Source organism: Streptomyces sp. NPDC007905 (genome assembly GCF_042959345.1).
In the GTDB taxonomy this organism is placed as follows: Bacteria; Actinomycetota; Actinomycetes; order Streptomycetales; family Streptomycetaceae; genus Streptomyces.
On the sequence record NZ_JBIBKS010000008.1, the window covers coordinates 249283 to 274440 of the forward strand.

Genomic DNA, 25158 nt, shown 5'->3' on the forward strand with positions numbered 1-25158 from the left:
CGGGTGGTGCGGCCCGGCAGGGGGCCTCGTCCGGGGGTGGTGGCCGCAGACGGGCGGGCGTGGCGGGGCGGGCCCGGCGCACGCCCGTTCGCCGGTGACCGGATGTGCCCGACGGTGAACGGTTCGTGTTGTGACACAGCTATGACGCGGCTGGGTGGTACTTGGGCTTATGGGAGGGGGGTAGTCGGCGATTACCCTGTCTCTCCGGCCCCCGCGCAAGTGATCGGCCGACCCCTGCCCGACTCATCGGAACGCGAGATACATGACCGTCAACGGCTCTGACGATGTACTGCTTGTCCACGGCGGCACCCCGCTGGAGGGCGAGATCCGTGTCCGCGGTGCGAAGAACCTCGTACCGAAGGCCATGGTCGCCGCCCTGCTGGGCAGCGCGCCGAGCCGACTGCGCAACGTCCCGGACATCCGTGACGTGCGGGTCGTACGCGGCCTGCTCCAGCTGCACGGGGTGACGGTCCGTCCGGGTGAGGAACCCGGTGAGCTGGTGCTCGATCCGACCCATGTGGAAAGCGCGAACGTCGCTGACATCGATGCCCACGCGGGGTCGAGCCGCATCCCGATCCTGTTCTGCGGTCCGCTGCTGCACCGTCTCGGCCACGCGTTCATCCCGGGCCTCGGCGGCTGCGACATCGGCGGCCGGCCCATCGACTTCCACTTCGACGTGCTGCGGCAGTTCGGCGCGACCATCGAGAAGCGCGCGGACGGCCAGTACCTGGAGGCCCCGCAGCGGCTGCGCGGTACGAAGATCCGGCTGCCGTACCCGTCCGTCGGCACGACCGAGCAGGTGCTGCTGACGGCCGTACTCGCCGAGGGCGTCACGGAGTTGTCCAACGCTGCCGTCGAGCCGGAGATCGAGGACCTCATCTGCGTGCTGCAGAAGATGGGCGCGATCATCGCGATGGACACCGACCGCACGATCCGCATCACCGGTGTGGACAAGCTCGGCGGCTACACCCACCGCGCCCTCCCGGACCGTCTGGAGGCCGCGTCCTGGGCTTCCGCGGCGCTGGCGACCAGTGGCAACATCTACGTCCGCGGCGCGCAGCAGCGCTCGATGATGACGTTCCTGAACACCTACCGGAAGGTAGGCGGCGCCTTCGAGATCGACGACGAGGGCATCCGCTTCTGGCACCCGGGCGGCCAGCTGAAGTCCATCGCGCTGGAGACGGACGTGCACCCCGGCTTCCAGACCGACTGGCAGCAGCCACTGGTGGTGGCCCTGACGCAGGCCACGGGCCTGTCCATCATCCACGAGACGGTGTACGAGTCCCGGCTCGGCTTCACCTCCGCGCTCAACCAGATGGGCGCGCACATCCAGCTCTACCGCGAGTGCCTGGGCGGTTCCGACTGCCGCTTCGGCCAGCGCAACTTCCTGCACTCCGCGGTCGTGTCCGGCCCCACCAAGCTGCAGGGCGCCGACCTGGTCATCCCCGACCTGCGCGGCGGCTTCTCGTACCTCATCGCCGCCCTCGCGGCCGAGGGCACCTCCCGGGTCCACGGCATCGAGCTGATCAACCGCGGCTACGAGAACTTCATGGAGAAGCTCGTGGAGCTGGGGGCGAAGGTGGAGCTGCCCGGTAAGGCGCTCGGCTAGCCAGAGGCCCTCGCGTCCGTACAACGATGGGGCGGCACCCGAATCCGGGTTGCCGCCCCATCGGCGTTGTTCGGTGTCGGCCCCGCACCGTCCCGTGGTGCGGAGACGGCAAGGTCACTTGCCCTTGGCAGCTTCCTTGAGCTTGGAGCCCGCGGAGACCTTCACGCTGAAGCCGGCCGGGATGTTGATGGGCTCACCGGTCTGCGGGTTGCGCGCGGTACGAGCGGCACGGTGGGTGCGCTCGAAGGTCAGGAAGCCGGGGATGGTGACCTTCTCGTCGCCCTTGGAGACGATGTCGCCGACGACCTCGGCGAACGCGGCCAGCACGGCGTCGGCGTCCTTGCGGGTCACCTCGGCGCGGTCGGCCAGCGCGGCCACCAGCTCACTGCGGTTCATGTTCTTACTCCCGTGTTCTTCTTGCCGTTGAGGCGTGAGGTGAGATCGATGCCGATGCGCTCGCGCCCAGGGACGCATCCTGCCCCTACCTGCGGCGGGAAAGCCAATCCGGCACCCGTAGGAGTCGTGAGAACACCCTAGGGAGTCACACGAAAAAGCGCCTGCTCGGCCGTCACCCTAGAGGGCACCCGCCGGTGGTGGGTTCCACGACGCGCCGATGCGGGGGCTGCCGTGTCGATCCTCACAGCCCCTGCACCCTACGGTACGGCGCTCCTAGGGCGCCGTGCCCACCGCCTTGGCGGCTTCCCGGACCGCACCGGCCACCGCGCCGGCGACCTTGTCGTTGAAGACGCTCGGGACGATGTAGTTCGGGTTCAGCTCGTCCTCGGTCACCACGTCGGCGAGGGCCTTCGCGGCGGCGAGCATCATCTCGGTGTTGACGGTACGGGACTGGGCGTCCAGCAGGCCGCGGAAAACGCCCGGGAAGACCAGCACGTTGTTGATCTGGTTCGGGAAGTCGGAGCGGCCGGTGGCCACAACGGCGGCCGTCTGACGGGCGATTGCGGGATCGACCTCGGGGTCGGGGTTCGCGAGCGCGAACACGATGGCGCCCTCGGCCATGGCGGCCACGTCGTCGCCGTCGATGACGTTCGGGGCGGAGACGCCGATGAAGACGTCGGCGCCGTGCACGGCCTCCTTCAGGGTGCCCGTGAGGCCCTCGGGGTTGGTGTTGTCGGCGATCCAGCGCAGCGGGGAGTCGGCCTGGGCGTTCACCAGGTCCTCGCGGCCGGCGTGCACGACGCCGTGGATGTCGGCGACGACGGCGTTCTTCACGCCCGCCGCGATCAGCAGCTTGAGGATGGCCGTACCGGCCGCGCCGGCGCCGGACATGACCACCCGGATGTTCTCGATCGCCTTGCCGGTGACGCGAAGTGCGTTCGTCAGGGCGGCGAGGACGACGATCGCGGTGCCGTGCTGGTCGTCGTGGAAGACGGGGATGTCCAGGGCCTCGCGCAGCCGGGCCTCGATCTCGAAGCAGCGGGGGGCGGAGATGTCCTCGAGGTTGATGCCGGCGAAGCCGGGGGCGATCGCCTTGACGATCTCGACGATGGCGTCGGTGTCCTGGGTGTCGAGGCAGAGTGGCCAGGCGTCGATGCCGGCGAAGCGCTTGAAGAGGGCGGCCTTGCCCTCCATGACGGGCAGCGCGGCCTTCGGGCCGATGTTGCCGAGGCCCAGCACGGCGGAGCCGTCCGTCACGACCGCAACGGAATTGCGCTTGATGGTGAGGCGGCGGGCGTCCTCGGGGTTCTGGGCGATGGCCATGCAGACGCGGGCCACACCCGGCGTGTAGATCATGGACAGGTCGTCACGGTTGCGGATGGGATGCTTCGACGCCATCTCGATCTTGCCGCCGAGGTGCATGAGGAAGGTACGGTCCGAGACCTTGCCCAGGGTGACGCCCTCGATGCCGCGGAGCTTCTCGACGATCTCGTCGGCGTGCGCGGTCGAGGAGGCCGCGATGGTCACGTCGATGCGGAGCTTCTCGTGGCCGGACGCGGTGACGTCGAGGCCGGTCACCGAGCCTCCGGAGGACTCCACGGCGGTCGTGAGCTGCGAGACGGCCGTTCCGCTCGCGGGCACCTCCAGCCGGATGGTCATCGAGTAGGAGACGCTGGGCGCCGTTGCCATGGCCGACTTCCTCTGCTTTCACCGTGTCGCGAATTGTGCCGTCCGATCGTCGCACCTACCCCTGAGTACGCGGTAGTCGCCCCGGATTGCGGACGTTTTGTTCATGACAGGTGCATGATTCGGAAAAACATTTCCACCATACGAGATGGGATCAGGCGGGGAAAGGGGCCCGCCACGCAAAGAGAGAGGCCCACGTCACATCGGACGTGGGCCTCTCTCACGTTCATGACACCGACCCGCCATGCTCGCCTCGCGGCAAGTGGTCCCTCGCAGGGACGAAGGTTGGGCCCGGGGGCTTGGATCGGGCCGGTGCCACACCAAGGCTAACAAACGGATCCGGCGCGGCCATTCCCCCACGGGGAGTTCATGAGGTTCTCATCCCGCAGCAGGTCCGGCACCCCGGCCGGGTCCGGCACGTCCCGCTCGCCCGAGACCACCGTCAGCTGCTGGGTGGCCCGGGTCAGCGCCACGTACAGCACGCGCAGACCGGCCGGGGACTCGTCGGCGATCTCCGCGGGCGAGACGACGACCGTGGCGTCGTACTCCAGGCCCTTGGCCTCCAGGCTGCCGAGCGCGACCACCCGGTCGCCGAGTCCGGCCAGCCAGCGCCGGGCCTCCTCGCGCCGGTTCATCGCGACGACCACGCCGACCGTCCCGTCCACCAGTTCGAGGAGCCGCTCGGCCTCCGCGCGCACGGCCTTCTCCAGGGAGTCCCGTACGACCGTGAAGCGCGGCTCGACCCCGGTGGACCGTACGGCGGAGGGCGCCTCGGAGCCGGGCATGGCGAGGGCGAGGACCTTGGCGGCCAGCTCGGCGATCTCGGCCGGGTTCCGGTAGTTCACGGTGAGCTGGAAGCGGCGCCGGGGGCGGGTGCCCAGGGCCTCGTCGCGGGCCTCGGCCGCCTCGTCCGGGTCGGACCAGGAGGACTGGGCCGGGTCGCCGACGACCGTCCAGGTGGCGTGCCGGCCACGGCGGCCGACCATGCGCCACTGCATCGGCGTGAGGTCCTGCGCCTCGTCCACGATGACGTGCGCGTACTCGGTGCGCTCCTGCGCCAGCCGCTCGGCCCGCTCCCGCTGGGACTCCTCGCGCACCGGCATCAGCTCCTCCAGGCCGGTCAGCTGGTCCAGCGGGTCCAACTCGCGCTTCTTCCTCGGCCGGGCCGGGGATCCGAGGACCGCCTGCAGTTCGTCCAGCATGGCGACGTCGTGGACGGAGTACCCCTCCCGCTTCAGGGCGCGGGCGACCTTGCGGATCTCACCGGGGTTGAGGATCCGGCGGGCCCAGCGGCCGAGCCGCTTCTCGTCCGCCATGGCGGCGAGGACCCCCTTCGGGGTCAGCTCGGGCCACCAGGCGTCGAGGAAAGCGATGAAGGAGTCCTCGCTCGTGATGTCCTCGTCGAAGGAGGAGCGCAGCTCGGCGGCCAGCTCCGGGTCGGTGTGCCGGGTGGCCGCGCCGGACTTCGCCCACAGGGCGTCCAGGAGCAGCCTGCGGGCGCGGGGGCGCAACAGGTTGACGGGCGCGGTGCCGCCCAGGGTGGTACGGCGGATACGTTCCAGCTCGGGCGCCTCCAGTTCGAGGCGGCGCCCGAAGGCGACCACCCGGAGCCGGGCGGGCGGGCCCGCCGGGGGCTGCGGCGCGGCGTCGGTGTCGTCGTCCAGGGCGAGCTGCCCTGCGGCGGGCACGCCCCTGCCGCCGCCCGCCCCCAGTTCCAGCGCGCCACGCGCCGCCCTGCGCAGCACCTTCAGCATCCGGTACGAGCCCTTGGCGCGGGCCACGGCCGGGGAGTCGTACAGCGTGGCCTCGACACCGTCGACGAGTGAGCCGATCGCGCGGATGGCGACCTGGCCCTCCTCGCCGAGCGAGGGCAGCACGCCCTCGGTGTAGGCCACCAGCAGCGGGGTCGGCGAGACGATCAGGATGCCGCCCGCGTAGCGTCTGCGGTCCTGGTAGAGCAGGTAGGCCGCGCGGTGCAGGGCGACCGCGGTCTTGCCGGTGCCCGGGCCGCCCTCGACGTAGGTGACGGAGGCGGCGGGAGCGCGGATGACCAGGTCCTGCTCGGCCTGGATGGAGGAGACGATGTCCCGCATGGTGTGGCTGCGGGCTTGCCCGAGGGCCGCCATCAGCGCGCCGTCGCCGATGACCGGCAGCTCGTGGCCGTCGAGGAACGCCGTCAGCTCCGGGCGCATCAGGTCGTCCTCGACCCCGAGGACGCGGCGGCCCTTGGAGCGGATGACCCGGCGCCTCACGACCCGGCCGGGGTCCCTCGGGGTGGACCGGTAGAAAGGCGCGGCGGCCGGTGCCCGCCAGTCGATGACCAGCGGGGCGTAGTCCTCGTCGAGCACCCCGATCCGCCCGATGTGCAGGGTCTCGGCGATGTCGGCGGTGCTGTCCTCCCGCACCGCGCCCTCGGCCGGTTCCACCGCCGTGTACGCGCCGTCGGGGCCCTTCTTGCCGTCCTTGCCGAGCAGCAGGTCGATCCGGCCGAAGAGGAAGTCCTCGAACTCGTTGTTCAGCCGGTTCAGGTGGACACCGGCCCGGAAGACCTGCGCGTCCCGCTCGGCCAGCGCGCCCGGCGTGCCCACCTGGCCGCGCTGGGCCGCGTCGTTCATCAGGAACTCGGCCTCGTGGATCTTCTCCTCGAGCCGCCGGTACACCCGGTCCAGGTGTTCCTGTTCGACGCTGATCTCTCGGTCACGTACGGAGTCGTGTGCACCGTGTACCGAGCCGACCGCGGACTGCTGAACCTGAGCGGCCACCGGGCCCCCTTCTGACGTGCTGGGCAGCCGTCAACCGTACGCGAAGGGGACCCGGCAAAGCTACGGCGACTACGCGTCCACCTGGACGAGCTTCTTCCCGTCGAAGGTCATCACCTCGAAGTGGGCGATCTCGTTCGGCTTGAGTGCCGTGCCGCCGCCGATGTAGAGCGGTTTCTTGGACTCCGGGGTCTTCGCGTCCGGGATGCCGTAGCCCCACTTCGGGACGGACCAGGAGCCCAGCGTCTGGCGCTCGCCGTTCTTGCCGACGGCGATCAGGGAGCACTTGAGGGGTCCCTTGACGCCCTTGAGCTGGAGGACCGCCGAGGTGCCCCAGTCCTTCTCTCCCATGGCGACGGTCGCGCTGGCGCCCGTGGTGCCGTCCGTGCCCGAGACCTTGTCCGGCAGCTGGTTGAAGGTCGTCTGGGCCGTGGCCGCCAGCGGTGTGGCGGTCTGCCCCGAGTCACCGCCGCCGTTGACCGCCATGATGGCCACCGGGCCGCCGATGATCAGCGCGGCAGCGGCCGCGACCAGGTAGAAGCCCTTGCGGCGCTTCAGCGCACGACGCTCGGAGACCTCGTCGACCAGCTTCTCCACCAGCCGTGGACTCGGCTTGGCGGACAGCGACTCGCCGATCGCGGGCGTGCTGCCGGAACCCGGCAGGTCCGCGAGGGCGGCCAGCATCGGCTCCATACCGGCCAGCTCGTCCAGCTGCTGGGCGCACCACTCGCAGCCGGCCAGATGGGCCTCGAAAGCGGTTGCTTCGGAGTCGTCCAGGATCCCGAGGGCGTAGGCGCCGACGGTCTCGTGCTCGTTCGGCACCGGAGATCCCTGCATGGGGACAGACATACCCCTACCACCCGTGCCGAATCCTTGCATTCCCCCGTATCCGCTCATCACGCCGTCACCCCCCGCTCCTCCAGTGCCAGCTTCATCGACCGCAGGGCGTAGAACACCCGGGAGCGGACCGTGCCGCTCGGGATGCCCAGCGTCTCGGCCGCCTCATTGACCGTACGCCCCTTGAAGTACGTCTCGACGAGCACCTCCCGGTGGGCCGGGGTCAGGTCGTCGAGCGCGTCCGACAGCGTCATCAGCCACAGCGCCTTGTCGATCTCGTCCTCCGCGGGGATGACCTCCAGCGGCGACGGATCGACCTCCTGCGGCCGGGCCTGCCGGCTGCGGTGGCCGTCGATGACGATGCGGCGCGCGACCGTCACCAGCCAGGGGCGTACCGAACCGGTCGCCCGATTGAGCTGACCGGCGTTCTTCCAGGCACGGATAAGCGTCTCCTGCACGACGTCCTCGGCACGCTGCCGGTCTCCGGCGACCAGCCTGAGGACATACGCAAGCAGAGGTCCGGCGTGCTCGCGGTACAGAGCACGCATCAGCTCCTCATCCGGTTCCGAGGGCTGTGAGGACATGCGATGTCGGGCCCTCGATCCACGTTCATTGGCCACGGCCGCATCCTTGCGCACGCCCACCTCCGGTGTCCGGGGGTTCCCCCAGTCGGTCGCTCGCCCACCCGTACGGACGGGGGCGGCGTGATGTTCAAAGTGGGGTGACAGTTTTCTTGTGAGTGACGCGACGAGCGGGACATGCGCGCACATTCCCACCACGCGATCTTCATATTTCCGGCACGTCGCCGAAGGCGGCCGGGCTGCCCGTGCGGGACGACCGGCAAACCCGGTGTTGCCGAAATCACTCCGGCCGCCACGCGGACGCTATCGGACCCTATCCGGCAGAAGACCCGTACCGGACACTCAGGCCCGCGCGAGGGCCGCCCGCCGCCGGTGCCGGGCCACCCGCTCCCGGTTCCCGCAGACCTCGCTGGAACACCAGCGCCTCCTGCGCCCCCGGGACGTGTCAAGGTACACGAGGGGGCAGTTGTCCCCCTCGCACTCCCGGACGGCCGCCCGCGCCACGGGATCGGTGAGCAGCTCAAGGGCGTCCCGCGCGACGACGGCGAGCAGCCCCGCGCACTCGGGCACCCGCGCGAACTGCCGCACCAGTGTGCCGTCCTCGCCCCGCACCGCGCACGGGACCGGGGTCGCGGCCCGGGCGAGCTCGTTGAGCCGGCCGAGCGCACGGTCGTACGGCGCCGGGTCCGCCGTGTCCCTGCTGCGCACCAACGGGCCGACGAGCCCGCGCAGTTCCCGGAACCCCACCGGCCAGGAGGCGTCGGCGTGGCCCAGCGGGGTGCCGGGTGGCACGAGCCCGGATCCGCTGATCCAGGCACGCAACGGCTCGACGGCGTCCAGCCGTTCGGCCGGATGCGTGGTCGCGAGGAGATCCAGACAGATCCGCCCGGCGTCGAACCGCAGCTCGTACGGGACCGTGACCGTACCCAGTGCCATGTGCCTGCCACCGCCTAGGACAGGGGAACCGTTCCGTCGCTCCTCCTCACAGTGCCCGGCCCGGCGGCCGGCCGGAACCCCCCGTACCGGGCTTGGACGCACACGTATGCGCCCGCGCGCCTCGGCGATGTCCGGAGCGGAGGCCTTTCGGTTGGCTGGAGCGCATGACGGACACGAGGAGCGGCAGGGTCGTGCTGGGCGCGGCCACGGTCGCGATGGGCCTGATCGCCGGGGTCTTCTACGTCTTCGCCTGCGCGGTGATGCCGGCGCCGGCGCGCAGCGACGACCGGACGTACGTCGAGGTCATGCGCGACAGCGACGAGGTGATCCAGAACCCGGTCTTCTTCCTGAGGTTCCTGGGGGCGCTGGTGCTGACGGGGGTGTCGGCGTGGCAACTGCGGGGTGCGGCGGGAGGCCGGTGGGTGGTGGCGGCACTCGCCGCGTACGCGCTCGCCCTCCTCGTCACGGTCGTGTTCGATGTCCCGCTGAACAACGGCCTGGCGGGACAGGGCAGTCCCTCTTCCCTGAGGCTGCACTTCGAGGGCCCTTGGGTGGCGTGGAACGTCGTACGGGCGGTGCTGTCGACGGTGGCGCTGGGGTGTCTGACCCGGGTGCCGATGACGGGGCGCCCCACCGCGTGGCTGCGGCCCCCTACGCGTCCGCGTACTTCGCATCCGCGGCCGGGTCCAGCGCCAGCCGGTAGCCCCGCTTGACCACGGTCTGGATCAACTTCGGGGATCCAAGAGCCGTACGCAGCCGGGCCATCGCCGTCTCCACCGCATGCTCGTCCCGCCCGGCGCCGGGCAGCGCACGCAGCAGCTCGGCCCGGGCCACCACCCACCCCGGCCGCCGTGACAGCGCCCGCAGGAGCGACATCCCGGCCGGTGGCACCGGCTTCAGCGCGCCGTCCACCAGGACCGCGTGCCCCCGGATCTCCACCCGGTGCCCGGCGATCGGCAACGTCCGGGCCCGCCCCGGCAGTTCCTGGCACAGCAGCTGCACGAGCGGCCCGAGCCGGAAGCGCTCCGGCTGCACGGTGTCCACGCCCCGGGCCTGGAGCGGAAGCGCGGTGACGGGGCCCACGCACGCGGGCAGCACGTCATGGCCGAGCGCGACCAGCACCTCGCCGAGCAGCCCCCGCTCCTCGGCCCGCGACAGCAACGAGGCGGCGGCCGGCGCGCTGGTGAAGGTGAGCGCGTCCACCCCGCGCGAGACGACGGCGTCCAGCAAGCGGTCGACGGGGCCTATGTCCTCCGGCGGCATCCAGCGGTACACCGGCACCGGAACGACCTCCGCTCCCCCGGCCCGCAGCGCCTCCACGAACCCCGGCAACGGCTCCCCGTGCAGCTGTACGGCGATCCGGCGCCCGTCGACGCCCTCCTCCAGCAGCCGGTCGAGCACCTCGGCCATGGACTCGCTGGACGGCGACCACTCCTCGGTGAGTCCGGCGGCCCGTACGGCCCCCTTCACCTTCGGCCCGCGGGCCAGCAGCTCCACCCCGCGCAGCCGGTCCAGCAGCTGTTCCCCGAGTCCCCACCCGTCGGCGGCCTCGATCCATCCCCGGAACCCGATGGCGGTGGTGGCCACCACGACGTCGGGCACCTGGTCGATGAGCTCCTTGGTCGCGGCGAGCAGTTCGCCGTCATCGGCGAGCGGCACGATGCGCAGGGCGGCCGCGTGCAGCACGGTGGCACCCCGCCGCTGGAGCAGTGCGCCCAGCTCCTCGGCGCGGCGCGCGGCGGTCACGCCCACGGTGAAACCGGCGAGGGGTCCGTGTTCGGGTTGCTGCTGTTCGTCGTACATCGCTCTCCTACCTGGCCCGCATGCCGAACGAGCCTGTCAACGGTGCGTGACAGGCTCGGTTCGGCGTGATGTCCGCGGTGTTACGTCACACTTCCGCATAGCTGAGCTGCGACTTCGCCTCCGAAGCCGCGGTCTTGGCCTGAACCTGCCCAGCCGGGCGGCGAAGGTATACGGCCCAGGTCACCGCGAAGCAGACGCCGTAGAAGGCGAGGAAGGCGACGAAGGCGCCGGTGCCGGAGCCGTAGGACAGGAAGGACTGGCGGAACGCGAGGTTGATGCCGACACCGCCGAGCGCGCCGACGGCCCCGATGAGCCCCATGGAGGCACCGGAGAGCCGCCGGCCGTAAGCCGCCGCCTCCTCCCCCTCGAGCCCCTTGGCGACGGCCTTGGCCTGGAAGATCCCCGGGATCATCTTGTACGTCGACCCGTTCCCGAGCCCGCTGAGCACGAACAGCACGACGAAGACCGACACGAACAGCGGCAGCGACTTCTGCATGCTGGCCACCACGAGTACGGCGGTGGCGGTGGCCATGCCGACGTAGTTCCACAGGGTGATGCGGGCCCCGCCGTACCGGTCGGCCAGCCGGCCACCGATGGGCCGGATGAGGGAGCCGAGCAGCGGGCCGATGAAGGTGAGGTAGGCGGCCTGCAGCGGGGTACGCCCGAACTGGTTCGTCAGCACCTGCCCGAAGGCGAAGCTGTAGCCGATGAAGGACCCGAACGTCCCGACGTAGAGGAAGGACATGATCCAGGTGTGTCCGTCCCTGGCGGCGTCCTTCGCCGCGCCCGTGTCGTTCTTCACCGTCGCCAGGTTGTCCATGAACAGCGCGGCGAGGGAGGCGGCGACGACGATCAGCGGGATGTAGATCCCGAGCAGCACCCGCGGCCCGCCGCTCGCCCCGATGATCGCGAGGGCGACCAGCTGGATCACGGGCACGCCGATGTTCCCGCCGCCGGCGTTGAGCCCGAGGGCCCACCCCTTCTTCCTCAGCGGGAAGAAGGCGTTGATGTTGGTCATGGAGGAGGCGAAGTTGCCGCCCCCGATGCCGGCCAGCAGCCCCACTCCCAGGAAGGTGGAGAAGGACGTCCCCGGCTCCATCACCACGAAGGCGGCGATGGTCGGCACGAGCAGCAGGCCGGCCGAGATGATCGTCCAGTTCCGCCCGCCGAAGACGGCGACGGTGAAGGTGTAGGGCACGCGGACGACCGCGCCGACCAGCGTGACCATGGAGGTCAGCAGGAATTTGTCGGCGGGGGTGAGGCCGTACTCGGGCCCCATGAAGAGCACGAGTACGGACCACAGGGTCCAGACCGAGAACCCGATGTGCTCGGAGAGCACGGAGAACCAGAGGTTCCGGTTGGCGACCTTCTGCCCGGTCGCCTCCCAGAATCCCTCGTCCTCCGGATCCCAGCGCTCGATCCAGCGGCCACTGCGACGGGTAGGGGCTGGGGCTGTCATGGCGCCTCCACGGTGCTCCGGGTACTCGGTCTTCCAATGAGGAACTGAGCCCGAAGGTAGGGAGGACGCGTTTCCTGGCTGTGGCTGTGAGTGACCGGAAGGGAACGTTGCTCTCACTCGCGCGGAGGGCGGCCGGTGAGGACAGGCGCTCTCACGCCGGCTTCCGCCGGCCCCCGCCCCGCCTCACCCCGTCCGGCCACGGCCGCGGGCTCCGCTTCGCCGCGATGTCCTCGATCCAGCCGAAGCCCAGGATGGTCAGACCGATCAGCGGCCAGTGGGCGTCTTCTCGCCAGTCTTTCGCGCGCGCACATCCCCCACGGGACCGTTCTGGGTGCGCCTACGTGCGCCTACGACCCCGAGCGCCCGTCGACCGAACCAGCCCCCACCTGGCCCGAGCGCCCCCTTTACCCCACCGTGTTCAGGCCAGGCATGTCGCGCACGCGGGGGTTCCGTGTTTGCCACCTGTCACTTATGGGCGTTCATCACACCCACATCGATGGCTGGAATCCATCGGCCGGTCGGTCGCCGCAGCCAGCCTTCGGCCCTCGCGACCTCGGTCGCGGCGCTCCTGAGTGCGTCCATTCCGGGATGGACCAGCCCCTTTCGCCAGACAAGCGACACGGGCGACAGCGGGACGGGGTCGACGAGCGGCCGCAGGACCGTGCGCGGCATGGCCGGAAAGTCCACCACGGCCAGAATCGGGTTCCCCGTCTTGGCCATGATCCGCTCGAACTCCTCGTCCCCGACCGCGGGCGGAAGGGGGGAGGCGAGCTGGATGCCGCGCCCCTCGAAGAGGTGAAGGGCCAGGTCGGTCCACTCCCGGGTGCGCGGGTTCCCGGCACCGGCGTACACCGTCTCCCCGGCCAGCGCGGCCAGCGGCACCTCCGCCAGGGCGGCCAGGGGGTGATCTTCGGGCAGGACCACGGCCATCGGCTCGTAGCGCACGGGCTGCTGCTCCAGACCGGACCGCAGGCCCGCCTCCAGACCGGCGAAGCGCCCGAAGGAGGCGTCCAGCCGGCCGGCGAGCAGCTCGGCCGCCGCTCCCGTGAGACCACTCTCGTAGCGGGCCATCAGCTCGGGGCGAGTTCGCGGGCCCGGTGCAGTACGCGGCGGCCGGTGACCAGACCCGCGGAGTTGAGGTCGACCAGCAGCGGCCGGGCCTGGCCGAAGGCGGCGAGCAGGTCGTCCTGGGCGGCGAGGACCCGCCGGGCATGCGGCAGCAGACGCTCACCGTCCGGGGTCAGCGTGACCTGCCGGGTGGTCCGCAGGAACAGCTCGGCACCGAGCTCCCGCTCCAGCCGCCGCACATCCCGGCTGAGCGCCTGCTGGGCCACGTAGAGGCGGGCCGCTGCCCGGGGGAAGTGCAGCTCCTCGGCGACGGCGAGGAAGGCGCGCAGGAGGCGTGGGTCCATGGAGGCGGGAGCGGGCATGGTGGGGAATTTACAACGAGGGTGCGTGAATCGGCGCCGAGAAGGTGTTGGACCCGCTGATCGACTTCGGGTGAACGTTGAGCCATGCCCCAGCAGACCACCGATGACAGCCGAATACAGCATGGATCGGCACAACTCACCGGATACCGCCGCCTGTTCTCTCCTCCCGGCACCCGGGCCTTCACCGCCGGCAACCTGATCGCCCGCCTCCCGATGGGCATGTTCGGTGTGAGCGCGGTCGTGATGATCGGCGGGTCGCGGGGTTCGTACGCCCTCGCGGGTGCGGTCACCGCGACCGGGCTCGCGGCGACCGGGGTGGCCGGTCCCTGGATCGCACGGCTCGTCGACCGGTACGGACAGGCCCGGGTCGCCGTACCGGTCACCGTGGCGGCCGTACTCGGCAGCCTCGCTCTGCTGCTGTGTGTCCGCTACGACGCCCCGGACTGGACGCTGTTCGCCGCGTACGCCGCCACCGCGGCCACCCCCAACATCGGCGGCCTGTCCCGCGCCCGCTGGGCCCACCTGCTGCGCGACGATCCCGGTGGGCTGCACACCGCCAACTCCTTCGAGCAGGCGGCCGACGAGCTGTGCTTCATGCTCGGCCCGGTGCTGGCGTCCTTCCTGACCGGCACCCTCTTCCCGGAGGCGGGCACGCTCACCGGTGCCGTCCTGCTGCTCGGCGGCATGCTGCTGTTCACCGCCCAGCGGACGACCGAGCCGCCGCCACTGGCCCGTTCGAAGGGCCCCTCGCCGCTGCGCAGCCCGGGGATACCGCCGCTGCTGGCCTGCTTCGTGGCGACCGGTGCGGTGTTCGGCTCCATGGAGGTCGTCACGATCGCCTACGCCGACGCGCAGGGACACCGTGCGGCGGCCGGTGTCGTCCTCGCGGTGCAGGCGGCGGGTTCGTGCGCGGCGGGCCTTCTCTACGGGGCCCTGAAGCCGGCCGGGCTGCGGCTCGGCCACTGCCTGGCCGGGATGGCCGTGCTGATGACGCTGCCGTGGCTGGCCGCGTGGGTCACGGGATCGCTGTGGGTGCTGGCGGGCGCGCTGCTGCCGGCGGGGATGGCGACGGCGCCGACGATGGTGACGGCGATGACCCTGGTCCAGCGCCGCACCCCGGCCGACCGTCTGAACGAGGGGATGAGCCTGGTGGTGACCGGGCTGCTGACCGGGATCGCCTGTGGGTCGGCGACGGGCGGCTGGGCGGTGGAGCACCTGTCCCCCGCCACCGCGTACGCCGTGCCGGTGACCGCCGCCGCGGTCGCCCTCGGGCTGGCCTCGCTGACCCGCGCCGGCGCCGACGCGGCTCCCGTCGCTCCCGCCGCCGCGTGACGGCGGGAGCGCCACGGCATGACGACGGCCCCGCCGCTCGGAAGCGACGGGGCCGTTGCCCACATGGGGTACCCCCCGGAGGGAGTTCGTGGAGATGGCGGGAATCGAACCCGCGTCCAACGGTGCGGAATCAGGGCTTCTCCGTGTGCAGTCCGCTTCGCTTTTCTCAGCCCCGGAGATCACGCGGACAAGTCTCCGACGGGCTCAGTCACTGTTAGATTTCCCTCTTCACCCCGTGACCGGGATCAAGGTTTAGTTCCCTAGCTGATGCCAGGATCCGGGTCGGGAACAGCCCCGGGCTGACACTCCTGTGAGAGTTCGCTAGCTGCTGATTAGGCAGCGAGGGCGAACGAGGAGGAATCGCGCTTGGTGTTGGCGATTATTTTTTGCGACATATGGTTTACGAGATCATTGCCGCTTCCTCGACACGCTTCCCCTGCTTCGACATCCGCTGTCGAAACCGATCATCCCCATGTTGTTTTTTCAAACCCTCCGCGAAGAGGGTGCGCACTCGCTGTGGAGTGCGGTCCCATCGTACGTGACCAACGCACGACGATGCCAGTTCATTCCCGGCGGCCGGGACGGCTAGGCTCCCCGCTGCTTGCGCTTCGCCGCCGCGATCGCCCGGTCCGACTCCCGCCGGTCCTGCTTCTCACGCAGGGTCTGCCGCTTGTCGTACTCCTTCTTGCCCCGGGCGAGGGCGATCTCCGCCTTCGCACGGCCGTCCTTGAAGTACAGGGCGAGGGGCACGATCGTGTGACCCGTCTCCTGGGACTTGGACTCCAGCTTGTCGATCTCCTCGCGGTGCAGGAGAAGCTTGCGCTTGCGGCGCACGGAGTGGTTGGTCCAGGTGCCCTGACTGTACTCGGGGATGTGGGCGTTGTGCAGCCACGCCTCGTTCCCGTCGATCTGGACGAAGCCGTCGGTCAGCGAGGCGCGTCCCTGACGCAGCGACTTCACCTCCGTACCGGTGAGCACGAGCCCGGCCTCGTAGGTGTCGATGATCGCGTAGTCGTGCCGTGCCTTCTTGTTCTGCGCGACGATCTTGCGCTTGCCGTCCTTGGCCGCCTTCGCGGCCCCTCCGCCCTGCTTGGGCTGGGACTCCTTCGGTACGTACATTCCCTTGCTCATAGTGCCCACCATTTTCGCACCATGGAGGGGGTGCGGGGGAAGCGCATTAACGGGAGCTACGAGGGGTCACCGAGCCCGGTGAGGACCGTCTCCGCCCGCTGCAGGGCCCCCGGGCCCGCGTCCAGGTCGGGAGTGATGCCCCGGCCGTCCACGGCGTGGCCGGAGGGGGTGCGGTAGTGGCCCACGGTCAGTTCGGCCACCGAGCCGTCGGGCAGCTCGGTCGGCATCTGGATGGAGCCCTTGCCGAAGGTGCGGGAGCCGATCACCACCGCGCGGCCCCGGTCCTGCAGTGCGCCGGTGAGCATCTCGGCCGCGCTCATGGTGCCCCCGTCGACCAGGGCGACCAGGGGCCGGGTGGTGTCGCCGCCGGTGTGGGCGTGCAGGGCGCGCTGGGCGCCGTCGACGTCGTAGGTGGCGACCAGGCCGCCGTCGAGGAAGGCGGAGGCGGTGTCCACGGCCTCGGTGACCAGGCCGCCGGAGTTCCCCCGCAGGTCGAGCACGACGCCGGCCGGGGCCTGCCGTACCGCGGCGCGGACGGCGTCACCGGAGCCCTTGGTGAAGGCCGCGATCCTGATCACGGTGACACCGCCGGGCAGCCTGTGGACGGTCACCGAGTCCGTGGAGAGGTGGGCCCGGTGCAGGGTCTCGCTCCACGCGCGCGTGCCGCGCTGCAGGCCGAGCGTGACCGTCGTACCGGCGGGCGCGTCCTCGGCGTCGCCGCGGAGTAAGGAGACCACCTCCGTGACCGGCCGCCCGTCGACCTTGCCGCCGTCGACGCTGCGCAGCCGGTCGCCCGGGCGGATCCCGGCGTCGGCCGCGGGCGAGCCCGACTGCACCCGGGTCACCTCGATACGTCCGTCCGCCTCGCGCCGCGCCCACAGGCCCACGCCGGTGTACTGGCCGTCGAGGGCCTCCTGGAACTCCTCGTACTCGCCCTCGGAGTAGACGGCGCCCCAGCGGTCACCGCTGCGGCTGACGGCCCGCTCGGCCGCCTCCATCGGGGACTTGCCGTCGGCCATGGCCTCGGCGGCGGCCCTGCGCACGTCCTCGTGCCGGAGTGCCGTACGCGCCGGCCCGGAGGCGGCCCTGCGGCCGGACTGGCCCGTCTGACCCGTGTCCGGGAAGGAGCCGGTGGCGGCGCCTGCGACGAGGACACCGGCGAAGACCAACGTCAGGGCGGCCCCGCGGCCGAAGCGGCGGGGCTGACAGAACAGGTCGCGGCCTGACATGGCGGTGAGTCTAGGACAACGCGAAGGGCCGCACGGTCGGATGCCCGTACGGCCCTCTTGGCATGCGTCACACCTTCAGGTACTTGCGCAGCGCGAAGAACGCCGCCAACGAAGGCATCAGCACACTGGTCGCGAGGATCAGCGGGAGCTTGGTCAACACCGCGTCCCAGCCGACGAAGTTGATCAGAGTGAGCTTGTGGGACAGGGCCATGCCGTGGTCGATCGTGAAGTACCGCCCGACGACGAGGAAGATGCAGGCGAGGCCGCCGCCGATGAGGCCGGCGACCGCGGCCTCCATGATGAACGGCGCCTGGATGTAGAAGCCCGAGGCACCGACCAGGCGCATGATCCCGGTCTCGCGCCTACGGCTGAACGCCGAAACGCGCACGGTGTTGACGATCAGCAGCAGCGCGACGAGCAGCATCAGCGCCATCACGCCGAGCGCCGCCCGGTTCATCAGGTTCAGCAGCTGGAAGAGGTTGTCCAGGATGCCCTTCTGGTCCTGCACCGACTGCACACCGTCACGGCCGTTGAACGCGGTCGCGATCACCTGGTACTTCTGCGGGTCCTTCAGCTTGATGCGGTACGACTCCTGCATCTGGTCCGGCGTGAGCGAGCCGGCCAGCGGGGAGTTGCCGAACTGCTGCTTGTAGTGCTTGTACGCCTCGTCCTGCGACTCGTACGTCACCTTGGCGACGATCGGCATCTTGTCCAGGTCGGCGAGGATCTGCTTCTTCTGGCCCTCGGTGACCGCGCCCTTGGCGCAGTTGACGTCCGACTGCGCGTCGCTCTTGTTGCACAGGAAGATCGAGACGTTGACCTTGTCGTACCAGTAGCCCTTCATGGTGCTCACCTGGTCGCTCATCAGCAGCGAACCGCCGAAGAGGGCCAGGGACAGGGCGACGGAGACGATGACGGCGAAGGTCATCGTCAGATTGCGGCGGAGACCGACACCGATCTCCGACAGGACGAACTGGGCGCGCATGGCGTCTGGTTAAGCCTTTCGTTCCTCGTCAGTGCTGGTAGCCGTAGACGCCGCGGGCCTGGTCGCGCACGAGGCGGCCCTTCTCCAGCTCGATGACGCGCTTGCGCATCTGGTCCACGATGTTCTGGTCGTGCGTCGCCATGATGACGGTGGTGCCCGTCCGGTTGATGCGGTCGAGCAGCTTCATGATGCCGACGGAGGTCTGCGGGTCGAGGTTGCCGGTGGGCTCGTCCGCGATCAGCAGCTTGGGCCGGTTGACGAAGGCCCGCGCGATGGCCACGCGCTGCTGTTCACCACCGGACAACTCGCCCGGCATCCGGTCCTCCTTGCCGCCGAGCCCGACGAGGTCGAGCACCTGCGGCACGGACTTGCGGATCTCGCCCCGCGACTTGCCGATCACCTCCTGGGCGAAGGCCACGTTCTCCGCGACCGTCTTGTTCGGCAGGAGCCGGAAGTCCTGGAAGACCGTCCCCAGCTGGCGGCGCATCTGCGGCACCTTCCAGTTGGAGAGGCGTGCGAGGTCCTTGCCCAGGACGTGCACCTGGCCGTGGCTGCACCGCTCCTCGCGGAGGACGAGCCGCAGGAAGGTGGACTTTCCGGAGCCGGAGGACCCCACGAGGAAGACGAACTCGCCCTTCTCCACTTCCAGGGACACATCCCGGAGGGCTGGGCGGGTCTGCTTGGGGTAGACCTTGGAGACGTTGTCGAATCGGATCACGGATGCACCACGGGTCGCCGGGGGTAGATGAGCGTGACCATACGCGAACCGGGTGCGCAAGCGCAGGCTCCGGTCGCGGTTGGGTGGGGCTTGTGCGTTTTTGTACGTCCTGAATTCGGGCTTCTCCGAGCGCCCGCGCCCTTTCCGGGGGAACCTGTCAGAGTGGAGGGGGAACGTTCTGGTTCCCGTGTGCGTTGTATGTGTGATGGCCGGTGCAAGGAGGGCGAGCGCATGACGTACGACCGGTTGGTGTGCGCGAACTGCGCGTCGCCCGTGAGCGAGGGCCGGTGCCCGGTGTGCCGTGCCAACCGCGAGCGACTGCAGCAGGAGGGCTTCTTCGCGGGGCTGAACCCCATGGCGCTGATCGCGCTGCTCGCGGTGCTGATCGCCGCGGTGGCGCTGCTGGCGCACCAGACCGCGTAAGCCGGAAGAAACGGCGGAAGGGCCCGGAGCGCCATGCTCCGGGCCCTTCGCCGTGTGCCCGATGTGCTGTGCGTGGCCCCTGGGGCTACGCTCAGGCGGCAGCGCCGCCGCGGCCGCTCACCAGACGCGGCAGGACGCGGAAGCCGACTCCGCCGGCGATCATCGTCGCGGCGCCGACGATCAGGAACGCGGTCTGCCCGGCACCGGTCTCGGCGAGCTGCTTGTCGCCGCCCTGGGCCGTGGTGTCCGAGCCCGTGTCGGTGAGGGCCGAGGAGCCCTCCTCCTGGGAGACGTTGTCGTTGCCGCCGCCGTCGGGGGTGGTGTGGCCGTTGCCGCCGGAGGTGCTGGAGCCGCCGGTGGAGCCGCCGTTGCCGGAACCGCCGGTGCTGCCGGAGCCGCCGTTGCCGCCACCGGTGCTGGAACCGCCGCCGGTGCCGCCGCCGTTGCTGGAGCCGCCGGTGCTGGAGTCACCACCGGTCGTGCCGCTGCCACCCGTGGTGGTGTCACCGCCCGTGGTGTCGCCACCGGTCGTGTCGCCACCGGTCGTGTCGCCACCGGTCGTGTCGCCACCGGTCGTGTCGCCACCGGTCGTGTCGCCGCCCGTCGTGGTGTCACCACCGATGACACCGCCGATGGTGGTGTCACCGCCCGTGGTGTCGCCACCGGTCGTGTCGCCACCGGTCGTGTCACCGCCCGTGGTCGTGTCACCACCCGTGGTCGTGTCACCACCCGTGGTCGTGTCACCGCCGGTCGTGGTGTCGCCGCCGGTCGAGTCACCCCCGGTGGTGTCGCAGACACCGACGGGGTCGCAGCCGCCACCACCGTCGGTGCCGCCGTCGTCGTTCCCGTCCGCGCTCACACCGAGGCTGATCGGGCCCGCCTGGACACCGAGGTCCAGGGCGGAGGCGGCGCCTGCGGCGGTCAGCGAGGCACCAGCCGCGATCACGGCGCCGGCGGCTATCCGCGCGACCCGGATCCGCGTCTTCTTCGTCATATGGTTGCTACCCCCAGTAGCTGTTCGTCAGTGAGGCGGCGCGTGGGGCTTGCCGTGATCGACGGAGGCAGCTGACGAAGCCCGATTCAAGGTCGAGCGCTTCCATTCCCCCGGTTCACATGCGCCCCAGAGATACGCATGCCACGCTTCACCTTTCCCATTTTTCAAAGCAACGTCAAGGCCGTTGCGCGCGTAATGTCCGATGGGGCGGCGTTTGCCGGGACTTGGAGCCTGTGAGTGTGACGTAAAACGCCAGACAAATGCCAACTGCCGCCTCGAGGGCGGCAGTTGGCATGTCGACAAAGTTACTTCTCCCGCTGCTTGCGCCAGCGAATGCCGGCCTCCAGGAAACCGTCGATCTCGCCGTTGAACACGGCCTCCGGGTTGCCCACTTCGTGCTCGGTCCGCAGGTCCTTGACCATCTGGTACGGGTGCAGCACGTACGAACGCATCTGGTTGCCCCAGGAGTTGCCGCCGTCGCCCTTGAGGGCGTCCATCTTGGCCTGCTCCTCCTGCCGGCGCCGCTCCAGCAGCTTGGCCTGCAGGACGTTCATCGCGGTGGCCTTGTTCTGGATCTGCGACCGCTCGTTCTGGCAGGAGACCACGATGCCGGTGGGGAGGTGCGTGATGCGGACCGCGGAGTCGGTCGTGTTCACGCCCTGACCGCCCGGGCCAGAGGACCGGTAGACGTCGATGCGCAGCTCGGACTCGTCGATCTCGACGTGGTCCGACTGCTCGACGACGGGGAGCACCTCGACACCGGCGAAGGACGTCTGGCGGCGGCCCTGGTTGTCGTAGGGCGAGATGCGCACGAGGCGGTGCGTGCCCTGCTCGACGGAGAGGGTGCCGTAGGCGTACGGCACCTGCACGGCGAAGGTGGTCGACTTGATGCCGGCCTCTTCCGCGTACGACGTCTCGTAGACCTCGGTCCTGTAGCCGCGCTGCTCGGCCCAGCGCAGGTACATGCGCTGGAGCTTCTCGGCGAAGTCGGCGGCGTCGACGCCGCCGGCCTCGGCGCGGATGTTGACGAGCGCCTCACGGGCGTCGTACTCACCGCTGAGCAGCGTCCGGACCTCCATCTCGTCCAGCGCCTTCTTCACGGCGGTCAGCTCGGACTCGGCCTCGGCGCGGGTGTCCGGGTCGTCCTCCTCCTCGGCCATCTCGAAGAGGACCGCGAGATCGTCGATCCGGCCGCGCAGCGCCTCCGCCTTCCTGACCTCGGCCTGGAGGTGGGAGAGCTTGCTGGTGATCTTCTGCGCCTCGTCCGGGTTGTCCCACAGCGAGGGCGCGGCCGCCTGCTCCTCGAGCACGGCGATGTCTGCCCTCAGCTTGTCGAGGTCCAGGACGGCCTCGATCGACTCCATGGTCGAGGAGAGGGACTTCAGCTCTTCGGATACATCGACGACTGCCACGCCTCCAGCGTAACGGCTCCGTCGAGCGCCGAGGGCAGGGTGCGCGCAGCCGACGGGTACCGGGGCCGCGGCGCCGGCTGCCGGAAGGTCACGGGGCCGACGTGCTGTGCGTGTCCTGGGGCGGCTGGTCCTCCCCCGAGGTGGCCCACCACGCCCCGACGCCCACGACAGCCGCTACGGCCACCCCGGCCACGCCCAGGGTGATCCTGCGCCGCCGCACGGCCGCCCGGTGCCGTGCCGAGCCCGGCCTGGGCGCACCGGACGCCCGGGGGACCCGCGCCGTCCCGTGCGCCCCACCGGCCAACTCGTCCGGCCCCGGCACCCGCATCGACGTGTGCGTGTCCCGGTTGGAGTCCGGCTTCGCGCCGGGCACCAGCGACACCGCCCCGCGTCGCCGTACCGGCTCGCCCACGGACGGGGCCGGCGGCACGGTTTCCTCCGCCTCCTCGGAGAGGTCCGGCTCGTCCACGTCCAGCGGGGGCATCCCCGCCAGCATCGGCAGCTGCTCCCGCAGCCGCGCGGCCAGCTCCGAGGCGCGCAGCCGGGAGGCGGGTGCCTTCGCCAGGCACTGCACGATCAGCTGCCACAGCTCGTCGGGGATGCCGGGCAGCGGTGCGACGGTCTCGGTGACGTGCCGGCGCAGCACCGCGCCGGGGTGGCCGCCGCCGAAGGGCGTGAAGCCCGAAAGCAGCTCGTACAGGACCGTCGCGAGGGCGTAGATGTCGACGGCGGCGCGCGGCGGCAGGCCCTCGACGATCTCGGGAGCGAGGTAGTCGGGCGTACCGATGATCTTCGTGGCCCGCGTCCGCTTCGGCGAGTCGATCAGCTTGGCGACGCCGAAGTCGGTGAGCAGCGCCGGGTGGGCGCCGCCCGGGCCGAGCGGGCCCTGCATGTCCAGCAGGACGTTCTCGGGCTTCACGTCGCGGTGCACGACCCCGGCCGCGTGGGCCGCCGCGAGCCCGTCGGCGACGTCCGCGACGATCGCCACGGCCGCCTCGGGCGCGAGGCGCCGCTCACGCTCGAGACGGGTGCGCAGATCGGTGCCGCGCACCAGGTCCATGACCAGGGCCAGGTCGTTGCCGTCGACCACCAGATCGCGCACCGAGACGATGTGCGGGTGCTCCAGGCCGAGCAGTGCGGTGCGCTCCTGGACGAAGCGTCCGACGAGTTCCTGGTCGGACGCGAGGTCCTCGCGCAGCAGCTTGACGGCGACGGGACCGTCGGGTCCCTCGCCCAGCCACACCGTGCCGGCGCTGCCCCGCCCCAGGATCTGGTTGGCGGTGTACCGGCTGCCGATCTTGCGTGCCAAGAGTGCTCCTACCGACGCGTGTTGTCGCTAAAACTACGCGTCGCAAGGGCCAACCTTCACCGTGGAGACGGAAATCACCCGCCAGATGTCGACAAATCCCCAAACCGGCGATCAGTTGCCGCCACGGGCGGAGTCGCCCAGCCGCTTGGCCCAGTGGCCCACCTTGCCGGCCCACTCGCTCAGCTGGGACCAGTAGCCCTTGCCCTGACCGATCCAGGTGTGCAGCGGGGTCAGCTCCCAGACCAGCCAGCTCGCGACGATCAGGATGACGATCGTGAACAGGCAGCCCTTCAGGCAGCCCAGACCGGGGATCTTCATCGGGTTGGCGCTGCGCTGGCGCGCCGGCCGGGGCTCGCGCGCGGGCCGCTGCGGCTCCGGGGCGGGCGGCGCGTACCGCTGCGGCTGCTGCGGCGGGGCGTACTGCTGGGGTTGCTGCTGCGGATAGCCGTACCCGGCCGGCGGGCGCTGCCTGCCGCGCGGCTGGGGCTGCTGCGGACGCGCTTGCGGGGCCGGGCGCGGTTGCTGCTGCGGCCGGGCGACCTGCCGCTGGGGGCGGCGGCGCAGCGGGTCCTCGTCGGGGTCGATGTACTGGATCTGCGTCTGCTCGTTGCGGTCCCGGGCGGCGCGCAGCTGCGTCTGCCAGGGATGCGGCTGGTCGGGCTGCGCGCCGGGCTGCCCGGGGGGCACCGGCGGCAGGACGGCGGTCGGGTCGGCCGCGCCGGTGTTGGGCAGGACGGCGGTGGGGTCGGCGGCGCCGACGGGACCGCCGGTGTGCGGCAGGAAGCTGGTCGCCGCATTCGGATCGTGCCGGTCGTACGACCCCGGCGCGTTGGTCGGCAGCACCTGGGTGGGGTCGGCGGCGCCGGGCACGCCCGGGACGGCGGCCGGGGCCGGGTCGGGTGCCAGCAGGGCGCCGACGCCCTCGGCGGCGGCGATCCGGGCGGAGTTCGCGTGCACGCCGATGCCCTCGGCCACGACCCGCAGCCCGCGCGCGAGGTTCTCGGCGCTCGGCCGCTCCTCCGGGTTCTTGCGCAGGCAGCGCTCTATCACGGTCCACAGCGGGTCCGGGACGGTGGACGGGCGGCGCGGCTCGGCGCTCAGGTGCTGGTGCAGGACCTCGAGCGCGGTGCCGCCGGAGAACGGCGGACGTCCGGTGACCAGCTCGTACAGCAGGATGCCCGCGCCGTAGACGTCGACGGCGGAGGTCTGCGGACGGCCCTCGGCGGACTCCGGCGCGACGTACGCGGGTGTGCCGACGAACTCGTGGGTGCGGGTCAGGCCCGGGGAGTCGGCGAGACGGGCGATGCCGAAGTCGGTCAGCATCGGGTGCATCTGGCCGTCGTACTGCTGGAGCAGCACGTTGGCGGGCTTCAGGTCGCGGTGGACGACACCGTCCGCGTGGCTCACGGCGAGGGCGTCGGCGATCTGCGCCGTCATCAGGGCCGCGGCGACCGGGGTGAAGGGGCCGTTCTCGCGCAGGTAGCGGTGCAGGTCGGGGCCGTCGACGAGGTCCATGACCAGGGCCAGCAGATCACCCTCGACGACCAGGTCGCGGACCCGGACGATGTTGGGGTGGGTGAGCCGGAGGAGGACGGAGCGTTCCCGCAGGAACCGCATCACGATGTCCGGGTCGCTCGCCAGCTCTTCCTTCAGAACCTTGATCGCGACCGTCTCGCCGGGCTGGCCGGGCACGGCCGCCTCGGCACCCGCGGTCTCGCGCTGGCGGGCACGCCAGACGGTGCCCGTGGCGCCGCGTCCGAGCGGCTCCTCGAGCAGGTACTTGCTGCCGACTGGCCGCACGTCACGCGCTCCCTGCTGCTTGCTTGGCTGCTTGCTCGCCTGTGTTCCGGTGTTCCGATCCACTGTAGTGCCGCCCCCGAGGGGCACTACGTAAGCGTTGTCGTCGATGTTCGAAGAAAAGACGCTCGCTCTGGTCTCGTGGTTGCCAGGGAGCGGACGTGACCGATCTCAACTGATCATCGATGCGCTACTGGTCAGGCACTTTTGGGGGCAGAGCTGACCAATCAAGATCACTTGGCACCGGGTCGCGGGCGTGTTGTCAGTGACAGGTGCGAGGATGCGTCCAGTACTGGCCGACGTGCTCGTGCGGGGGTGGGGGACGTCCGCGC

The 25158-nt window shown here is 70.7% G+C and carries 20 protein-coding genes, 1 other RNA gene and 1 pseudogene; 4 read left to right on the forward strand and 18 right to left on the reverse strand.

Translation table 11 applies throughout. The features are described from left to right. Nucleotides 1–262: 262 nt before the first annotated feature. The gene (gene murA / locus ACFZDC_RS16925) at nucleotides 263–1609 is read left to right on the forward strand and encodes a UDP-N-acetylglucosamine 1-carboxyvinyltransferase (protein ID WP_391324448.1); all 1347 of its coding nucleotides are present in this window, start codon (nucleotides 263–265) and stop codon (nucleotides 1607–1609) included. Between the two features lie 114 nt (nucleotides 1610–1723). On the opposite strand, the gene ACFZDC_RS16930 is transcribed toward murA, so the two are convergent. The 6 genes from ACFZDC_RS16930 to ACFZDC_RS16955 all read right to left on the reverse strand — a co-directional run bounded on the left by ACFZDC_RS16930 (nucleotide 1724) and on the right by ACFZDC_RS16955 (nucleotide 8804). Then, nucleotides 1724–2005 (reverse strand): HU family DNA-binding protein, encoded by a 282-nt coding sequence (locus ACFZDC_RS16930; protein ID WP_018549700.1) that lies wholly within the window; start codon nucleotides 2003–2005, stop codon nucleotides 1724–1726. 273 nt (nucleotides 2006–2278) lie between these two features. Then, a complete protein-coding gene (locus ACFZDC_RS16935) occupies nucleotides 2279–3694 on the reverse strand; it encodes a malic enzyme-like NAD(P)-binding protein (RefSeq protein ID WP_391324450.1) in 1416 nt (471 codons plus the stop codon). Between the two features lie 323 nt (nucleotides 3695–4017). Beyond that, nucleotides 4018–6453 (reverse strand): UvrD-helicase domain-containing protein, encoded by a 2436-nt coding sequence (locus tag ACFZDC_RS16940; protein WP_391324452.1) that lies wholly within the window; start codon nucleotides 6451–6453, stop codon nucleotides 4018–4020. A gap of 69 nt (nucleotides 6454–6522) precedes the next feature. Continuing rightward, nucleotides 6523–7347, reverse strand: a complete 825-nt coding sequence (locus tag ACFZDC_RS16945; RefSeq protein WP_391324454.1) for a zf-HC2 domain-containing protein — start codon at nucleotides 7345–7347, stop codon at nucleotides 6523–6525. Beyond that, complete coding sequence (locus ACFZDC_RS16950; RefSeq protein WP_030167252.1) at nucleotides 7347–7931, reverse strand: sigma-70 family RNA polymerase sigma factor; 585 nt, start codon at nucleotides 7929–7931, stop codon at nucleotides 7347–7349. The genes ACFZDC_RS16945 and ACFZDC_RS16950 overlap by 1 nt, the downstream gene beginning before the upstream one ends. A gap of 279 nt (nucleotides 7932–8210) precedes the next feature. Continuing rightward, the gene (locus ACFZDC_RS16955; protein WP_391324456.1) at nucleotides 8211–8804 is read right to left on the reverse strand and encodes an ABATE domain-containing protein; all 594 of its coding nucleotides are present in this window, start codon (nucleotides 8802–8804) and stop codon (nucleotides 8211–8213) included. Between the two features lie 164 nt (nucleotides 8805–8968). On the opposite strand from ACFZDC_RS16955, the gene ACFZDC_RS16960 reads away from it, so the two are divergent. After that, nucleotides 8969–9517: an anthrone oxygenase family protein gene (locus ACFZDC_RS16960; protein ID WP_391324458.1), complete on the forward strand. Its 549-nt coding sequence runs from the start codon at nucleotides 8969–8971 to the stop codon at nucleotides 9515–9517. Here the strand turns inward: ACFZDC_RS16960 and ACFZDC_RS16965 are convergent. From ACFZDC_RS16965 to ACFZDC_RS16975, 3 genes and pseudogenes are all read right to left on the reverse strand, one after another. Next, entirely contained in the window at nucleotides 9456–10607 is a 1152-nt protein-coding gene (locus ACFZDC_RS16965; RefSeq protein ID WP_391324460.1) for a uroporphyrinogen-III synthase, read from the reverse strand. The genes ACFZDC_RS16960 and ACFZDC_RS16965 overlap by 62 nt on opposite strands. Nucleotides 10608–10692: 85 nt before the next feature. Then, on the reverse strand, nucleotides 10693–12066 hold the full coding sequence (locus ACFZDC_RS16970) for a NarK family nitrate/nitrite MFS transporter (RefSeq protein ID WP_391324462.1): 1374 nt from the start codon (nucleotides 12064–12066) through the stop codon (nucleotides 10693–10695). A 465-nt stretch (nucleotides 12067–12531) separates the two neighbouring features. Further along, a pseudogene (locus ACFZDC_RS16975) lies at nucleotides 12532–13496 on the reverse strand (LysR family transcriptional regulator). Nucleotides 13497–13580: 84 nt separating this feature from the next. On the opposite strand from ACFZDC_RS16975, the gene ACFZDC_RS16980 reads away from it, so the two are divergent. Then, nucleotides 13581–14828, forward strand: a complete 1248-nt coding sequence (locus ACFZDC_RS16980) for an MFS transporter (protein ID WP_391324463.1) — start codon at nucleotides 13581–13583, stop codon at nucleotides 14826–14828. A gap of 86 nt (nucleotides 14829–14914) precedes the next feature. Here the strand turns inward: ACFZDC_RS16980 and ssrA are convergent. From ssrA to ftsE, 5 genes are all read right to left on the reverse strand, one after another. Next, nucleotides 14915–15300, reverse strand: a transfer-messenger RNA (tmRNA) gene (gene ssrA, locus ACFZDC_RS16985). 113 nt (nucleotides 15301–15413) lie between these two features. After that, a complete protein-coding gene (gene smpB / locus ACFZDC_RS16990; protein WP_361452803.1) occupies nucleotides 15414–15959 on the reverse strand; it encodes an SsrA-binding protein SmpB in 546 nt (181 codons plus the stop codon). A 56-nt stretch (nucleotides 15960–16015) separates the two neighbouring features. After that, a complete protein-coding gene (locus tag ACFZDC_RS16995) occupies nucleotides 16016–17188 on the reverse strand; it encodes a S41 family peptidase (protein ID WP_391324465.1) in 1173 nt (390 codons plus the stop codon). A 67-nt stretch (nucleotides 17189–17255) separates the two neighbouring features. After that, the gene (gene ftsX, locus ACFZDC_RS17000; RefSeq protein WP_391324467.1) at nucleotides 17256–18173 is read right to left on the reverse strand and encodes a permease-like cell division protein FtsX; all 918 of its coding nucleotides are present in this window, start codon (nucleotides 18171–18173) and stop codon (nucleotides 17256–17258) included. 28 nt (nucleotides 18174–18201) lie between these two features. Next, complete coding sequence (gene ftsE / locus ACFZDC_RS17005) at nucleotides 18202–18891, reverse strand: cell division ATP-binding protein FtsE (protein ID WP_031159396.1); 690 nt, start codon at nucleotides 18889–18891, stop codon at nucleotides 18202–18204. A 231-nt stretch (nucleotides 18892–19122) separates the two neighbouring features. On the opposite strand from ftsE, the gene ACFZDC_RS17010 reads away from it, so the two are divergent. After that, nucleotides 19123–19314, forward strand: coding sequence for a hypothetical protein (locus tag ACFZDC_RS17010; protein WP_199210755.1), 192 nt, complete (start codon nucleotides 19123–19125; stop codon nucleotides 19312–19314). Between the two features lie 91 nt (nucleotides 19315–19405). Here the strand turns inward: ACFZDC_RS17010 and ACFZDC_RS17015 are convergent, their stop codons facing one another. From ACFZDC_RS17015 to ACFZDC_RS17030, 4 genes are all read right to left on the reverse strand, one after another. Beyond that, nucleotides 19406–20308, reverse strand: coding sequence for a hypothetical protein (locus ACFZDC_RS17015; protein ID WP_391324470.1), 903 nt, complete (start codon nucleotides 20306–20308; stop codon nucleotides 19406–19408). Nucleotides 20309–20613: 305 nt separating this feature from the next. Further along, nucleotides 20614–21720: a peptide chain release factor 2 gene (prfB, locus tag ACFZDC_RS17020; RefSeq protein WP_391324471.1), complete on the reverse strand. Its 1107-nt coding sequence runs from the start codon at nucleotides 21718–21720 to the stop codon at nucleotides 20614–20616. 88 nt (nucleotides 21721–21808) lie between these two features. Next, nucleotides 21809–23029, reverse strand: coding sequence for a protein kinase (locus tag ACFZDC_RS17025; protein WP_391324472.1), 1221 nt, complete (start codon nucleotides 23027–23029; stop codon nucleotides 21809–21811). Nucleotides 23030–23140: 111 nt separating this feature from the next. Continuing rightward, entirely contained in the window at nucleotides 23141–24829 is a 1689-nt protein-coding gene (locus ACFZDC_RS17030; RefSeq protein ID WP_391324474.1) for a protein kinase, read from the reverse strand. Between the last annotated feature and the right edge of the window lie 329 nt (nucleotides 24830–25158).

Coding starts and splice junctions, on each gene's coding strand:
- ACFZDC_RS16995 (WP_391324465.1), bottom strand. CDS start 17,188: ATGTCAGGCCGCGACCTGTTCTGTCAGCCCCGCCGCTTCGGCCGCGGG.
- ACFZDC_RS16965 (WP_391324460.1), bottom strand. CDS start 10,607: ATGTACGACGAACAGCAGCAACCCGAACACGGACCCCTCGCCGGTTTC.
- ACFZDC_RS17015 (WP_391324470.1), bottom strand. CDS start 20,308: ATGACGAAGAAGACGCGGATCCGGGTCGCGCGGATAGCCGCCGGCGCC.
- ACFZDC_RS16960 (WP_391324458.1), top strand. CDS start 8,969: ATGACGGACACGAGGAGCGGCAGGGTCGTGCTGGGCGCGGCCACGGTC.
- ACFZDC_RS17010 (WP_199210755.1), top strand. CDS start 19,123: ATGACGTACGACCGGTTGGTGTGCGCGAACTGCGCGTCGCCCGTGAGC.
- ACFZDC_RS16930 (WP_018549700.1), bottom strand. CDS start 2,005: ATGAACCGCAGTGAGCTGGTGGCCGCGCTGGCCGACCGCGCCGAGGTG.
- murA (WP_391324448.1), top strand. CDS start 263: ATGACCGTCAACGGCTCTGACGATGTACTGCTTGTCCACGGCGGCACC.
- ACFZDC_RS16970 (WP_391324462.1), bottom strand. CDS start 12,066: ATGACAGCCCCAGCCCCTACCCGTCGCAGTGGCCGCTGGATCGAGCGC.
- ACFZDC_RS16980 (WP_391324463.1), top strand. CDS start 13,581: ATGCCCCAGCAGACCACCGATGACAGCCGAATACAGCATGGATCGGCA.
- smpB (WP_361452803.1), bottom strand. CDS start 15,959: ATGAGCAAGGGAATGTACGTACCGAAGGAGTCCCAGCCCAAGCAGGGC.
- ACFZDC_RS16935 (WP_391324450.1), bottom strand. CDS start 3,694: ATGGCAACGGCGCCCAGCGTCTCCTACTCGATGACCATCCGGCTGGAG.
- ACFZDC_RS16945 (WP_391324454.1), bottom strand. CDS start 7,347: ATGAGCGGATACGGGGGAATGCAAGGATTCGGCACGGGTGGTAGGGGT.
- ftsX (WP_391324467.1), bottom strand. CDS start 18,173: ATGCGCGCCCAGTTCGTCCTGTCGGAGATCGGTGTCGGTCTCCGCCGC.
- ACFZDC_RS16955 (WP_391324456.1), bottom strand. CDS start 8,804: ATGGCACTGGGTACGGTCACGGTCCCGTACGAGCTGCGGTTCGACGCC.